Raw genomic sequence first — 12719 nt, forward strand, 5'->3', positions numbered from 1 at the left:
ATGAGGGGGAAGACGCCCGGTACGCCGGGCGGAACCTCCGATTCTACTGCCAATGTCGCCCGCATGACCCCGTGTACGGTCACAGCCCGCCGGCAGCCACGGCCATCACCGCAACGGTTTGCGCTGCAACCATCGACGCGCCTTCCATCGACCGAGATCCATGCCCCATGAGCAAGCACCGCTACCTGCAACTGGATGTGTTCGGCGGCCAGGATGGCCACGGCAATCCGTTGGGCGTGGTCCTCAATGCACAGACGTTGTCGTCGGAGCAGATGCAGCAGATGGCCGCCTGGCTGAACCTGTCGGAGACGATCTTTTTCCTGCCGGTCAGCGCGCCCGATGCGGATTACCACATCCGTATCTTCACGCCACGCGCCGAGCTGCCGTTCGCCGGCCATCCCAGCGTCGGAGCTGCGTGGGCGGCGGCAACGCACGGGCTGGTGGCGTTCAAGCCTGATGGCCGGATGCGCCAGCAATGCGCTGCCGGCGTGCTGCCTGTAGAGGTGATCGACCGGCATGGCGCCGTGCTGGTGCGGCTGCGGGCACCGCGTGCGCAAGCAGTCGAAACCGGCGATGCGCATGTTGCGGCATTGCACGAGGCCTGCGCCGGCCTGCGCATGGCCGAACGCCCGGCCGCACTGTGGAACAACGGCCCCGGCTGGTGGCTGCTGGAACTGGCCGACGCGCAGGCGGTACGCCAGGCGATGCCCGATCTGGCGGCGATCAGCCGCCTGACCCAGGCCAGCGCAGCCACCGGCCTGGCCATCTACGCCCCGCAGGCCAATGGCGGTGCGGACCTGGTGGTGCGCGCCTTCTGCCCCGGCGACGGCATCCCGGAAGATCCGGTCACCGGCAGCGCCAACGCCTGCATTGCCGCGCGCCTGCACGGCGAAGGCCGCGTGCCCGGCCAGGCGTCGCGCTATGTCGCCAGCCAGGGGCGCGAAGTCGGCCGCGACGGCCGTGTGCACGTGGAGGTGGATCACGAAGGCGAAGTCTGGATCGGCGGAACGACCAGGCAAGTGATCGAAGGCCGCATCGATTGGTAAGCTGCCGCGCCCTGTTCGCGGAGCCGCCACCATGACCACCCGCCGTTTCCTGCAACTGGATGTGTTCTCCGCCCGCCCCGGCAGCGGCAACCCGCTGGCGGTGGTGCTGGATGCCCAAGGCCTGGACGATGCCGCGATGCAGGCCATCGCACGCTGGACCAAGCTGCCGGAGACCACCTTCGTGTTTGCAGCGCCGGATGCGCACAGCAGCTATCGGCTGCGGATGTTTTCCCCGCAAAAGGAAGTTCCGTTTGCCGGCCACCCCAGCGTCGGCACCGCCCACGCGGTGCTGGAAGCCGGCCTGGCCGCACCCGACGACGGCGTGCTGATCCAGGATGGCATCGCCGGCCAGCTGCCGCTGCGCGTGGAGCAGATCGCAGGCCACCGCAGCATCGCCATCCGCACCCCGCGTGCGCGCGTGGCCGAGCAGGTGGAGGCCGACGACCCGCGCCTGCGCGATGCGGTGCGCGGCTGGCCACTCGGCAGCCTGCCGCCCGCCTTGATGGACGGCGGCCGCACCTGGTGGGTGGTGGAACTGGCCAGCGAAGCGGCGCTGCGCGGCCTGCAGCCGGATTGGGACGCGATCGCCGCGCTGGCCGAATCCACCGGCAGCATGGGCGTGTTCGCCTATGCCCGCGCCGCAGCGCCCGGTGCCTACGATCTGGCGGTGCGCGCCTTTGTCGGCAATGGTCGGCGCTTCGAAGATGCCGCCTCCGGCGCGGCCAATGCAGTGCTCGCCGCCTGGCTGGACAGTCGCCAGGCATTGCCGGGCAAGGAACGTCGCTACGTGGTCAGCCAGGGCCGCGAGATCGGCTTCGACGCCTTGCTGGAATTGCGCATCGACGCCAATGGCGATGTGTGGTCTGGCGGCCAGGTGCAGACGGTGATCCGCGGCACGCTGGATTGGGCGTGATCGCGCCTGATCCCGCAGGCTGAAGAGTGCCTGCGCGGAAACAAGAAACGCTGCGGTCGCCCGTAGCGTTTTTTCATTCAACCGGCGGATGTCGATCGCCTGACCGCAGCGTGCGGCACCGCAGCGGTCAGTCCGGGCGCACGTCCACGCGCACGCGGATGCGGTCGCCGGGGTTGTAGTCGCTACGCGTGTGGTAGGTGCGGCCCGCGTATTCGTAGGTCACGTCATAGCCATCGACACGATCGCGTTCGCGCCGGTAGGACACCGGCTCGCAGACGCTGACATTGCCCTGGTAGTTGCGATTATTGGCTTCGTAGATCGAGCGGCCCGCTGCGACGCCGGCCATGGTGCCGACGGCGGTGCCGACCAGGCGGCCATTGCCACCACCGACCTGGCTACCAAGCACCGCACCGGCGATACCGCCGATCACGCTGGCCACGCCACGGTTGGACACACCGGCCTGGCCATAGCTGCCGCCATCGCGGTAGTAGCCGTCGTTGCTGGTGTAGTAGCCATCTGCCGGGCGGTTGTAGCAGCGTTCGCTGCTGCGCTCGTTATACGAATCGGTCACGATGATCGGGTCCACGCGCACTACCCGCGCATATTCGTAACGACCATCCTCATAGCTGCCACGTCCGTCGTAGCCGCTGTCATAGCGCTGCGCCGTTGCATTGCCTGCAACTGCCAGACCCATCACCAGAGCACCAAGCACAAGAGTTTTCATTGCAGCAGCTTCACAGGGAGGACACGCTGCCGATGCTCGGCCTGCGCCAGTGAAACCGCCCTGAACCAACCCGCCCTTGCAAAGCCCTATTCAGGTCGCCGCCAGCTGCGTGCGCCGGCAACCATCGCCGGCGCACGCAAGGGGATCACGCCTGGTTGGAAAATTCGCTTTCCAGACTGATCGGCACGGCGCTCAGCGCCTTGGACACCGGGCAGTTCTTCTTCGCGGTGTCGGCCAGTTCGCGGAACTTGGCTTCGTCGATCCCTGGCACCACGGCCTTGAGCTTGAGGCGGATCTGCGACAGCTGCGGGCCGCCTTCCATCGACAGATCCACGTCTGCGCGCGTCTCCAGCGAGGTCGGCGGAAAACCGGCTTCGCTCAGTTGTGCCGACAGCGCCATGGTGAAGCAGCCGGCGTGGGCGGCGGCAATCAGCTCTTCTGGGTTGGTGCCTTTCTCGTCGCCGAAGCGGCTGCTGAAGGCGTAGCGGGTCTTGTCCATCAGCCCGCTTTGCGGCGTGCTGAGCTGGCCCTTGCCGGTCTTGAGGTCGCCTTCCCAGTGAGCGGTGGCGTGACGCGAAATACCCATTGCGATCTCCTGCGATGAAAGGAGCTGCCACGATAGGCGAGTGGATGTTATGGCGTGGTGGCTGGAATCGGGAATCGGGAATCGGGAATCGTAAGAGCAGGGGGAGCGCGCGTTGTGATGGTAAGGCTTTTGGATGCGTCTGCGCGAAGACGCTCAGCCGGCGGCGACCGCGACCGCAGTGTGGGTGCGCGGTCGCGTCGCCGGGCTCGCTCAACCCAGCAGGGTTTCCAGTACGGCCATGCGCACCGCCACGCCGTTGGCGACCTGGCGCAGCACGCACGATTGCGCGCCGTCGGCGACTTCGTCGGTGATTTCCACGCCGCGGTTGATCGGGCCCGGATGCAGCACGGCAGCGTCGCGGCCGGCGCGTGCCAGGCGCTCGCGGGTGAGCCCGTAGTCGGCGTGGTATTGCTCCAGCGACGGCACCAGGCCTTCTTCCATGCGCTCGCGCTGCAGCCGCAGCATCATCAAGGCGTCGGCACCTTCCAGCATGGCGTCGAAGTCCTGGCCGACCACGCAACCATCCAGCATGTCGTCGTCGGGCAGCAGGCTGGCCGGACCGCAGACGCGGATCTCGCCGGCGCCCAGCGTGCGCAGTGCATGCAGGTCCGAGCGCGCAACGCGTGAGTGCTTCACGTCACCGACAATCACCACCTTGAGCTTGGAAAAATCGGTGCCCTTGGCCTGGCGCAGGGTGAGCATGTCGAGCAGGCCCTGGGTGGGATGCGAACTGCGTCCGTCACCGGCGTTGATCAAGGCAGTGCCCTCGCCTGCGGCCGCGGCCAGCGCTTCCACCGCACCGTCGTCGGGATGGCGCACCACGAAGCCGCGTACGCCCATCGCCTCGAGATTCTTCAGCGTGTCGCGCGCGGTCTCGCCCTTGCGGGTGGACGAGGTGGAGGCATCGAAGTTGAGCACGTCCGCGCCTAGTCGCTGCGCAGCCAGATGAAACGAGCTGCGCGTGCGCGTGGACGGTTCAAAGAACAGCGTGCACACCGCGGTGCCAGCGAGCACGCTGCGCTTGCCCACGCGCCCCACCGCCGCATCGCGGATCTGGCCGGCACGATCAAGCAGCTGCAGCAGCGTGGTGCGCGGCAGTCCTTCCAGGGTGAGCAGGTGGCGCAGGCGTCCGTCCGAATCGAGTTGCATGGTGGTCATCGCAGGTCGGGAGTGTCAGGGAAGAAGAGTGGCCTGGTCGGGCGCAGCCAACCAGCGTTCGACGATCACCGCGGCCGCCATCGCGTCCAGCGCCTCGGCATCGCGGCGGCGCTTGCGCCCGTCGGCGCGCTCGCGCGCGAAGCGCTGCGCGGCTTCGACCGAACTGGAGCGCTCGTCGATCAGCACCACCGGCAGCGCATAGCGCTCGCGCAGTTGGCGGGCGAAGGCATGCGCGCGCTTGCGTGCGGGCTGGTCCTTGTCGTCCAGGGTCAGCGGGTCGCCGACCACCAGGCCGTCGGGACGCCATTGCTTGTGCACGCGATCCAGCGCGACCCAGTCCGGGCCACTGGCATGCACATTGATGACGGCAACTGCACGCGCACCGGCGCCGAGCGCAGTGCCGATGGCCACGCCGATGCGGCGCGATCCCACGTCGAAGCCCAGCACCGTGCCATCCGGGCGGATCGCGCCCGCCTCAGGCATGCCCGGAATAATCCGTCAGCCGGAACAGGTCCACGCCGATGCGCCCGGCAGCGGTCTGCCAGCGATCTTCCAGCGCGGTGGCGAACAGCACATTGGCGTCCGACGGCGCGGTCAGCCAGCTGTTCTCGCCCAGTTCGAATTCCAGCTGACCCGCCCCCCAGCCGGCACAGCCCAGCGCCACCAGCGCATTGCGCGGGCCTTCGCCGGCCGCCATGGCTTCGAGAATGTCGCGCGAGGTGGTCAGATAGACGCCCTGCCCCACTTCCAGGCTGGAATCCCAGTCGCGCGCATCGTCGTGGATGACGAAACCGCGTTCCGGGTGCACCGGCCCGCCGCTGAGCACGATCTGCTCGCGCAGGTGCTCGTCGACGGTGTCGATGCCCATTTGCGACAGGACCTCGCCCAGCGTGTATTCGGAGGGCCGGTTGACCAGCACGCCCATGGCGCCGTTCTCGTCGTGCTGGCAGATCAGCGCGACGCTGCGCGAAAAGGTGGGATCGGACAGCGCCGGAAGCGCGATCAGCAGTTGGTTGGCCAGAGGCGTGGGCAAAACAGACATGGCCGCATTCTAGCCGTTCGCTTCGCCGCGCGCAGAGCCGCTGCCATACTTGCTGCATGCGCGCGGCACCGGACTGCCGATGCTGCCGATGGACAGCGGCCTCGCAGACGCCGCCGGTGGCACCCGGCAGGCAAGGCCGACCCGTTCAGATTGCTGGCGGCTGCGCGGCGCGGACCTCGAGGCTGCGCCGTGCTGCGATCGATCTGCTACGGCACCGCAGTCGATGCGTGCACCCACGCGTCGCTGTTCGGTCGCTATCGTGGCGGGCCGGACTCCCGGCCTTCGCGCCGGCCGCTGCTCCACCTACACCTGCTACATCCACAACAGGCATCTCATGAGCGGCTACTGCAGCATCGCCCCCGGGCATCCGGTCCACGGGCACTACCATGATCACGAATACGGCTTTCCGCAGCGCGAGGAGCGCGAGCTGTTTGAGCGCCTGGTGCTGGAGATCAATCAGGCCGGGCTGAGTTGGGAAACCATCCTGCGCAAGCGCAGCAACTTCCAGCGCGCCTACGACGGCTTCGACGTGGACACGGTGGCCGCCTATGGCGAGAGCGACATTGCGCGGCTGCTCGGCGATGCCGGCATCATCCGCAACCGGTTGAAGGTGCTGGCGGCCATCCACAATGCGCAGGTCATCCAGCAGTTACGCGCCTCGCACGGCAGTTTCGCGCAATGGCTGGATGCACAGCATCCGCTCGACAAAGCCGCCTGGGTCAAGCTGTTCAAGAAGACCTTCCGCTTCACCGGTGGCGAGATCACCGGCGAGTTCCTGATGAGCCTGGGCTACCTGCCCGGCGCGCACCATGCCGGTTGCCCGGTGTTCGCGCGCATCCAGGCGCTGTCGCCGCCGTGGATGCGCAACGGCACCGTCTAGCGGCAACGTCGGCGCGCACACGCCGGCAAGCAGCCGCACGGCGCATGGCGGCAGCGGCAATGCGCAACATGCCGCCTCGACGTGCCGCGTAGCGGCCGAGCGCAGCTAGATCAACGGCGCCCGATAACGCGCTGGATCACACGCCCATATACCGATGCGGGCGGTGATTGAACATCAGCACCAGGCTCAGCATCAATGCGCCCAGCGCCGAGTACAGCACCTTTTCAGGGGTGAGGACGCTGAAGGCGACCAGCATCAGCATCGCATCGAAACTCATCTGCACCTTGCCGGCGCTCCAGCCGCGCTCGCGCTGCAGGTACACCGCCAGGATGCCGATGCCGCCCAGGCTGCCGCGATGGCGGATGAAGAACAGGATGCCCAGGCCCGCCAGCGCGCCGCCGACGATCGCCGAAAACAGCGTGCTGATGTGCGCGTAATCGGCCCAGCGCGGCAGCAGGTCGGTGAGCGCACCGCAGGCACCCACCGCGGCAAAGGTCTTCAGGGTGAATTCCCAGCCCATGCGGCGCACGCTCAGCCAATAGAACGGCAGGTTGACCAGCACGAACACCAGGCCGAAGTTCCAGTGCAGCGCGTAATGCAGCAGGAACGCCACGCCGGCCATGCCGCCGATCATCAGGCCGCCCTTGGCGAAGATCGCCAGGCCCAGCGAGGCGACCAGCGTCGCCAGCACCATGCCCTGCACGTCCTCGGCCACCGAGTGATGAAACGCGTGATCGTCGGCTGAGGTGCCGGCCGAATCCGGTGGCGGCGTCAACGGACCGGAAGTCATCACTGTGCCGTCGTCGGGCAACGGCTGTTGCTCCGGACGGAGATCGGAATCGGGAAGGCTCACGGGCTGGGCACTGCGGTGGGGTGCGGATATTAGACACTATCGGCCCGCCTGGTTACATCTGAAACATCATCCCGCGCGTGTGTTGCGACGTTGCACGGTCATCGGCTGCGGCGGCGTCCGTCGCTGGCATCGTGCAGTAAACAGCTGCAAGCAGGACGCTGCAGCGAATCCGGCGTAGACCATCCCGCCTCCATGCACGCCCGGCCATCCGCCACGGCTTGCAGCGCTCCTGCAAGCGCTCAGCGAACCTCGGCAATCTCCACGCCATCCAGGCCCTGCGCCAGGGTCTTGGCGTCGCCGCCCTGCGACAGCTTGATGCGCAGGCGCACCTCGTTCTGCGAGTCGGCGTAGCGCAGCGCGTCTTCGTAGCTGATCTCGCCGGCCTGGTACAGCTCGAACAGGCTCTGGTCGAAGGTGCGCATGCCCAGGTTGGTGGACTCCTTCATGATCTCCTTGAGCTTGTGGATCTCGCCGTCGCGGATGTAGTCCTGCACCAGCGGTGTGCCCAGCATGATCTCCATCGCCACGCGGCGGCCGCGGCCATCCGGGGTCGGAATCAACTGCTGCGCGACCACGCCCTTGAGATTGAGCGACAGGTCCATCAGCAACTGGTTGCGGCGGTCTTCCGGGAAGAAGTTGATGATGCGGTCCATCGCCTGGTTGGCATTATTGGCGTGCAGGGTGCACAGCACCAGATGGCCGGTTTCGGCGAAGGCCACGGCATGATCCATGCCTTCGCGGGTGCGCACCTCGCCGATCATGATCACGTCCGGCGCCTGGCGCAGGGTGTTTTTCAGTGCATTTTCCCAGCTATCGGTATCGATGCCGACTTCGCGCTGGGTGATGATGCAGCCCTCGTGCTTGTGCACGAATTCGATCGGGTCTTCGATGGTGATGATGTGCCCGGTGGAATTCTGGTTGCGGTAACCGATCATCGCCGCCAGCGAGGTGGACTTGCCGGTGCCGGTGGCGCCGACAAAGATGATGATGCCGCGCTTGGTCATCGCCAGCGTCTTGATCACCGGCGGCAGGCTCAACTCTTCCACCGTGGGGATGCGCGTTTCGATCCGGCGCAGCACCATGCCGACCTGGTTGCGCTGGTAGAAGCAGCTCACGCGAAAGCGCCCGACCCCGGACACGCCGATGGCGAAATTGCACTCGTGGGTCTTTTCGAATTCTTCGCGCTGCGACGGCGTCATCACGTTCAACACCAGATCGCGACTCTGTTGCGCGGTCAGCGGGGTCTGGGTGATCGGACTGATCTTGCCGTGCACCTTGATCGCCGGCGGCATCCCCGAGGTGATGAACAGATCCGACGCCTTCTGGTGCGCCATCAGCTTGAGGAAGGAGGTGAAGTCGATGGTGCTCATGGCGTGCTCCTTCGGAGCCGGAAATGGGGAATCGAGAATCGGGAATTGGAAAAGCCGGGAGCCGGGACCGGTCAGGGATGCGTGCTTTCGCGATTCCCCTTTCCCGATTCCCTATTCCCGAATCACTCGAATATCCGCTTGTCCTTGGCGTACTCGCGTGCCTGGTTGCGCGTGATCAGGCTGCGCTTGACCAGGTCCTGCAGATGCTGGTCCAGCGTCTGCATACCGTATTGCTGGCCGGTCTGGATCGAGGAATACATCTGCGCCACCTTGTCCTCGCGGATCAGGTTGCGGATGGCCGGGGTGCCGACCATGATTTCCCAGGCCGCGGTGCGTCCGCCGCCGACCTTCTTCAGCAGCGCCTGCGAAATCACCGCACGCAGCGACTCGGACAGCATCGAGCGCACCATCGGCTTTTCGCCGGCCGGGAACACGTCGATGATGCGGTCGATGGTCTTGGCCGCCGAGCTGGTGTGCAGGGTGCCGAACACCAGGTGGCCGGTTTCGGCGGCGGTCAGCGCCAGGCGGATGGTTTCCAGGTCGCGCAATTCGCCGACAAGGATGATGTCCGGATCTTCGCGCAGCGCCGAGCGCAGCGCCTCGTTGAAGCCGTGCGTATCGCGGTGCACTTCGCGCTGATTGATCAGGCACTTCTGCGAGGTATGCACGAATTCGATCGGATCCTCGACCGTGAGGATGTGGCCGTATTCGTTCTTGTTGATGTAGTCGATCATGCCGGCGAGCGTGGTCGACTTGCCCGAACCGGTCGGACCGGTGACCAGGATCAGACCCTGCGGCTGGTCGATCAACTGGCGGAAGATCGGCGGGCAGCCCAGGTCCTCCAGCGTCAGCACTTCGGAAGGAATGGTGCGGAACACCGCACCGGCGCCGCGGTTCTGGTTGAACGCGTTGACGCGGAAGCGCGCCAGCGACGGAATCTCGAACGAGAAGTCGACCTCGAGGAATTCCTCGTAATCGCGACGCTGCTTGTCCGACATGATGTCGTAGACCAGCGCATGCACCTGCTTGTGATCCAGGGCCGGAATATTGATGCGACGGACATCGCCATCGACACGGATCATCGGCGGCAAGCCGGCCGACAGATGCAGGTCCGATGCCTTGTTTTTGACGGAAAACGCCAATAGTTCAGCGATATCCATGCGCTGCTTTTCCCCTAGGCTGCGATTGGAAGGTACTCCCCGAGCGGCAGTATAGCGTTCTGGCTGCTGGCGGGAAGCGGCGCGCGGCCGGTTCAGGCCGGCGCCGTCGGGCGCGCCTGAAGGCGTTGGTTTGGGCGCGCGGTGCGGGCACGGTCCTTGCTTGGGCCAGCGCCGCGCCGATCGCCAGCTCGCCCCGTCTGTGGGCAGGCTCGGCGAGGGCTGGCGCCATTGCAGCGTCATCGGCCGGCCTGATTCGACGCGCCGGCTGGAAGGACGCAGCCGGGGGCGGCACTATAGCGTTCCTTTCCCGCCTGGATTGCCACGTGCCGGCTTCGTCGCTGCAGCAGATTCTCGATGCCATCCACGCCGCCGCGGCTCGGCACGCGCGCGCCGATGTGCGGCTGCTGGCGGTGTCCAAGACCCGGCCGGCAGACGCGGTTGCCGCGCTGGCGGCGCAGGGCCAGCGCGCATTCGGCGAAAACTACGTGCAGGAAGCGCAAACCAAGATTGCCCAACTGCAGACGCTCGGCCTGGAGTGGCACCTGATCGGCCACCTGCAATCCAACAAGGCCGAACTGGCCAGCGAGTGGTTCGACTGGGTGCAGACCGTGGACCGCGCCAAGCTGATCGCGCCGCTGGCCAGCCACCGCCCGGCCAGTCGCGCACCGTTGAATGTGCTGATCCAGGTCAACATCGACGACGAGGACAGCAAGCATGGTTGCGCGCCGGAGGCGGTCGACGACCTGGCCGCGGCCATCGCGCTGCAGCCGCGGCTGCAATTGCGCGGCCTGATGGCGATTCCCGCGCCATTCCCCGAGCAGGCGCGCCGCATGGCGGCGTTTACCCGCATGCAGGCACTGTTCGATGACCTCAAGCGCCGCTACCCGCAGGTGGATACCTTGTCGATGGGCATGAGCTCGGATTTTGCCGAAGCGATCGCGGCCGGCGCGACCATGGTGCGGGTCGGGACTGCGTTGTTCGGCGAACGCGGCTCGTCGGCTGCCGCGGCGTCCTGACCCTCGGTTCCGATCGGCCTCGCGTAGCACATCGCCGTTTCCTCTTACTTAAGGTGTCGCAATGACTCTGCCCTCCTCGCCCGCGCCTTCTGCCGCTGCTATCACCGCATTCGTCGGCGGCGGCAACATGGCGCGCAGCCTGATTGCCGGGCTGATCCGGCAAGGCGTGCCCGCGGCCAGTATCCGCGTCGCCGAGCCGGTGGCCGAACTGCGCGATGCGCTGTCGCGCGACTTCGGCGTGCATGCGGTGGAGCAGGCGCGCAGCGCCGTGGACGGCGCAGCCATCTGGGTGTTGGCGGTCAAGCCGCAGGTGCTGCCAGCGGTATGCGCACAGCTGGCCGATCTTGCGCAGGCGCAGCAGCCGCTACTGCTGTCCATTGCCGCCGGCATCACCGCTCCGCAGCTGGAGCGCTGGTCCGGCGGCGAGCTTGCGGTGGTGCGCGCAATGCCCAACACACCCGCCCTGCTCGGTGCCGGCGTCACCGGCTTGTATGCCAATCAACGCGTCTCCGACGTGCAACGCGCGCAGGCAACCGGCCTGCTGGAGAGCGCCGGTGTCACCGTCTGGATCGACGACGAGGCGCAGATGGATGCGGTGACCGCGGTCTCCGGCAGCGGGCCGGCCTATGTGTTTCTGCTCGCCGAAGCAATGGAAGCTGCCGCGCAGGCGCAAGGCTTGCCAGCCGACACCGCACGCACGCTGGTGCTGCAGACCCTGCTCGGCGCCTCGCGCATGCTGACCGAATCGGGCGAAGCACCGGAGCTGCTCCGCCGCCGGGTGACCTCGCCCAACGGCACCACGCAGGCGGCAATTGAGACATTTCAGGCCGGCCAGTTCGAAGCGCTCACCGCCAAGGCGATTGCCGCGGCGACCGAGCGCGGCCGCAGCCTGTCGGCAGCCAATGATTAGTCGACCGGTGACGGGACATCGTCCAAAGCAGAAATGTCTCGCAGCGCCGGCCGTGCCGCGCGCGGGAGTGCAGCTGCAATTGCGCAGTTAAGCCGTCACCACATATAGCGCGTCGGCGCCTGTCAGGCGCGTAAAAACCCGGCGCACGCGACGGGCGCGCACAGCAGCAGCGAGGCAAACGCAGCGGCTCGTCGGGTCAAAACAAGGCCTCAGGAACACGCACCAACAGCCGGCGACGTCGGACGTCTCCTGCAAGGCGTAGCCACGCGGCGATGCTTGATCGCGGCAGCGAACGCCACCGCCAGCTGCACGCCGTAGCCAATCCTCAGCGCCGAGCATGATGCAAAACGCACACATGGCTTCGCGCAAACGATCTGCTGCTATGCGTCAGACACCGCATCACCCTGCGCATCGCAGCCGTGTCGACAGCGCTTTCGCGGAGGTTTTCTGCCGCCGGTGAACGAATCCCCGTCAAAAGACGCTTTTTTTCGGTTGTTTCATCGTTTCCCTATTGGCGGCGCGCAGCAGTTGCCCTACATTTCGCGTTGCCGACTGGGTCGGCAGACCCAACACCACCAACGATCACGGAACACATAACTCATGGCAAAAACCGCCGCTAAGAAGGCTGCCCCCAAGAAGGCAGTGAAAAAGGTCGCCGCGACCAAGACCGCAAAGCCGGCCAAGGCCGCTGCTGCCAAGTCCGCTGCGCCGAAGCCGATCAAGGAAGCGCTGAGCAAGACCGGCCTGGTCGCGCACATTGCCGAATCCACCCAGCTGGCTCCGAAGGACGTCCGCGCTGTTCTGGCGACGCTGGAATCGGCCGCTCATTCGTCGCTGAGCAAGAAGGGCGCCGGCTCGTTCACCCTGCCGGGCATGCTGAAGCTGACCAGCGTCCATGTGCCGGCCAAGCCGAAGCGCAAGGGCATCAACCCGTTCACCAAGGAAGAGCAGACCTTTGCAGCGAAGCCGGCCAGCTTCAAGGTCAAGGCTCGTCTGCTGAAGAAGTTGAAGGACGCCGCGCTCTAATCGAGCACGCCTGCGTTGTAACGAAGGCGGCCTGC

Annotated in this window: 14 protein-coding genes; 6 read left to right on the top strand and 8 right to left on the bottom strand. The window is 66.4% G+C overall.

Annotated features, from left to right (window positions below):
* Positions 1–167 precede the first annotated feature (167 nt).
* Together ABQY64_RS14345 and ABQY64_RS14350 are read left to right on the top strand one after the other, a co-directional pair.
* Positions 168–1046 (top strand): PhzF family phenazine biosynthesis protein, encoded by an 879-nt coding sequence (locus tag ABQY64_RS14345; RefSeq protein ID WP_349779823.1) that lies wholly within the window; start codon positions 168–170, stop codon positions 1044–1046.
* Positions 1047–1077: 31 nt separating this feature from the next.
* Complete coding sequence (locus ABQY64_RS14350; protein WP_039513838.1) at positions 1078–1959, top strand: PhzF family phenazine biosynthesis protein; 882 nt, start codon at positions 1078–1080, stop codon at positions 1957–1959.
* Between the two features lie 127 nt (positions 1960–2086).
* Here ABQY64_RS14350 and ABQY64_RS14355 read toward each other — a convergent pair whose 3' ends face one another.
* From ABQY64_RS14355 to ABQY64_RS14375, 5 genes are all read right to left on the bottom strand, one after another.
* Positions 2087–2683, bottom strand: coding sequence for a glycine zipper 2TM domain-containing protein (locus ABQY64_RS14355; RefSeq protein ID WP_349779824.1), 597 nt, complete (start codon positions 2681–2683; stop codon positions 2087–2089).
* A gap of 145 nt (positions 2684–2828) precedes the next feature.
* Positions 2829–3269 carry an OsmC family protein gene (locus ABQY64_RS14360; RefSeq protein WP_126965878.1) on the bottom strand — a complete coding sequence of 147 codons (441 nt, stop codon included), beginning with the start codon at positions 3267–3269 and terminating at the stop codon, positions 2829–2831.
* A 210-nt stretch (positions 3270–3479) separates the two neighbouring features.
* Positions 3480–4427: an aspartate carbamoyltransferase catalytic subunit gene (locus ABQY64_RS14365; protein ID WP_039526216.1), complete on the bottom strand. Its 948-nt coding sequence runs from the start codon at positions 4425–4427 to the stop codon at positions 3480–3482.
* 15 nt (positions 4428–4442) lie between these two features.
* Positions 4443–4910, bottom strand: coding sequence for a Holliday junction resolvase RuvX (ruvX, locus tag ABQY64_RS14370; RefSeq protein ID WP_104573639.1), 468 nt, complete (start codon positions 4908–4910; stop codon positions 4443–4445).
* Positions 4903–5469, bottom strand: coding sequence for a YqgE/AlgH family protein (locus ABQY64_RS14375; RefSeq protein WP_011051924.1), 567 nt, complete (start codon positions 5467–5469; stop codon positions 4903–4905). Before ABQY64_RS14375 ends, ruvX begins: the two co-directional genes overlap by 8 nt.
* A gap of 334 nt (positions 5470–5803) precedes the next feature.
* Here ABQY64_RS14375 and ABQY64_RS14380 point away from each other — a divergent pair, with 334 nt between their 5' ends.
* On the top strand, positions 5804–6349 hold the full coding sequence (locus tag ABQY64_RS14380; protein WP_349779825.1) for a DNA-3-methyladenine glycosylase I: 546 nt from the start codon (positions 5804–5806) through the stop codon (positions 6347–6349).
* A 136-nt stretch (positions 6350–6485) separates the two neighbouring features.
* On the opposite strand, the gene ABQY64_RS14385 is transcribed toward ABQY64_RS14380, so the two are convergent.
* The 3 genes from ABQY64_RS14385 to ABQY64_RS14395 form a co-directional block, all read right to left on the bottom strand.
* Positions 6486–7160 carry a YitT family protein gene (locus ABQY64_RS14385; RefSeq protein ID WP_349779927.1) on the bottom strand — a complete coding sequence of 225 codons (675 nt, stop codon included), beginning with the start codon at positions 7158–7160 and terminating at the stop codon, positions 6486–6488.
* 281 nt (positions 7161–7441) lie between these two features.
* On the bottom strand, positions 7442–8572 hold the full coding sequence (locus ABQY64_RS14390; protein ID WP_016902355.1) for a PilT/PilU family type 4a pilus ATPase: 1131 nt from the start codon (positions 8570–8572) through the stop codon (positions 7442–7444).
* A 122-nt stretch (positions 8573–8694) separates the two neighbouring features.
* Positions 8695–9732 (bottom strand): type IV pilus twitching motility protein PilT, encoded by a 1038-nt coding sequence (locus ABQY64_RS14395; RefSeq protein ID WP_003489919.1) that lies wholly within the window; start codon positions 9730–9732, stop codon positions 8695–8697.
* Between the two features lie 323 nt (positions 9733–10055).
* Between ABQY64_RS14395 and ABQY64_RS14400 the strand changes: the two genes are divergently transcribed.
* From ABQY64_RS14400 to ABQY64_RS14410, 3 genes are all read left to right on the top strand, one after another.
* Positions 10056–10748, top strand: coding sequence for a YggS family pyridoxal phosphate-dependent enzyme (locus tag ABQY64_RS14400; protein ID WP_349779826.1), 693 nt, complete (start codon positions 10056–10058; stop codon positions 10746–10748).
* A 61-nt stretch (positions 10749–10809) separates the two neighbouring features.
* Positions 10810–11658, top strand: a complete 849-nt coding sequence (proC, locus tag ABQY64_RS14405) for a pyrroline-5-carboxylate reductase (protein WP_349779827.1) — start codon at positions 10810–10812, stop codon at positions 11656–11658.
* Between the two features lie 600 nt (positions 11659–12258).
* On the top strand, positions 12259–12684 hold the full coding sequence (locus ABQY64_RS14410) for an HU family DNA-binding protein (protein ID WP_026064288.1): 426 nt from the start codon (positions 12259–12261) through the stop codon (positions 12682–12684).
* The last annotated feature ends 35 nt before the right edge of the window (positions 12685–12719 follow it).

The sequence above is a fragment of the Xanthomonas sp. WHRI 7065 genome (genome assembly GCF_040203115.2).
GTDB classification, from domain to species: Bacteria; Pseudomonadota; Gammaproteobacteria; order Xanthomonadales; family Xanthomonadaceae; genus Xanthomonas; species Xanthomonas arboricola.

Coding starts and splice junctions, on each gene's coding strand:
- ABQY64_RS14365 (WP_039526216.1), bottom strand. CDS start 4,427: ATGACCACCATGCAACTCGATTCGGACGGACGCCTGCGCCACCTGCTC.
- ABQY64_RS14380 (WP_349779825.1), top strand. CDS start 5,804: ATGAGCGGCTACTGCAGCATCGCCCCCGGGCATCCGGTCCACGGGCAC.
- ABQY64_RS14345 (WP_349779823.1), top strand. CDS start 168: ATGAGCAAGCACCGCTACCTGCAACTGGATGTGTTCGGCGGCCAGGAT.
- ABQY64_RS14360 (WP_126965878.1), bottom strand. CDS start 3,269: ATGGGTATTTCGCGTCACGCCACCGCTCACTGGGAAGGCGACCTCAAG.
- proC (WP_349779827.1), top strand. CDS start 10,810: ATGACTCTGCCCTCCTCGCCCGCGCCTTCTGCCGCTGCTATCACCGCA.
- ABQY64_RS14395 (WP_003489919.1), bottom strand. CDS start 9,732: ATGGATATCGCTGAACTATTGGCGTTTTCCGTCAAAAACAAGGCATCG.
- ABQY64_RS14410 (WP_026064288.1), top strand. CDS start 12,259: ATGGCAAAAACCGCCGCTAAGAAGGCTGCCCCCAAGAAGGCAGTGAAA.
- ABQY64_RS14350 (WP_039513838.1), top strand. CDS start 1,078: ATGACCACCCGCCGTTTCCTGCAACTGGATGTGTTCTCCGCCCGCCCC.
- ABQY64_RS14375 (WP_011051924.1), bottom strand. CDS start 5,469: ATGTCTGTTTTGCCCACGCCTCTGGCCAACCAACTGCTGATCGCGCTT.
- ABQY64_RS14390 (WP_016902355.1), bottom strand. CDS start 8,572: ATGAGCACCATCGACTTCACCTCCTTCCTCAAGCTGATGGCGCACCAG.
- ABQY64_RS14355 (WP_349779824.1), bottom strand. CDS start 2,683: ATGAAAACTCTTGTGCTTGGTGCTCTGGTGATGGGTCTGGCAGTTGCA.
- ruvX (WP_104573639.1), bottom strand. CDS start 4,910: ATGCCTGAGGCGGGCGCGATCCGCCCGGATGGCACGGTGCTGGGCTTC.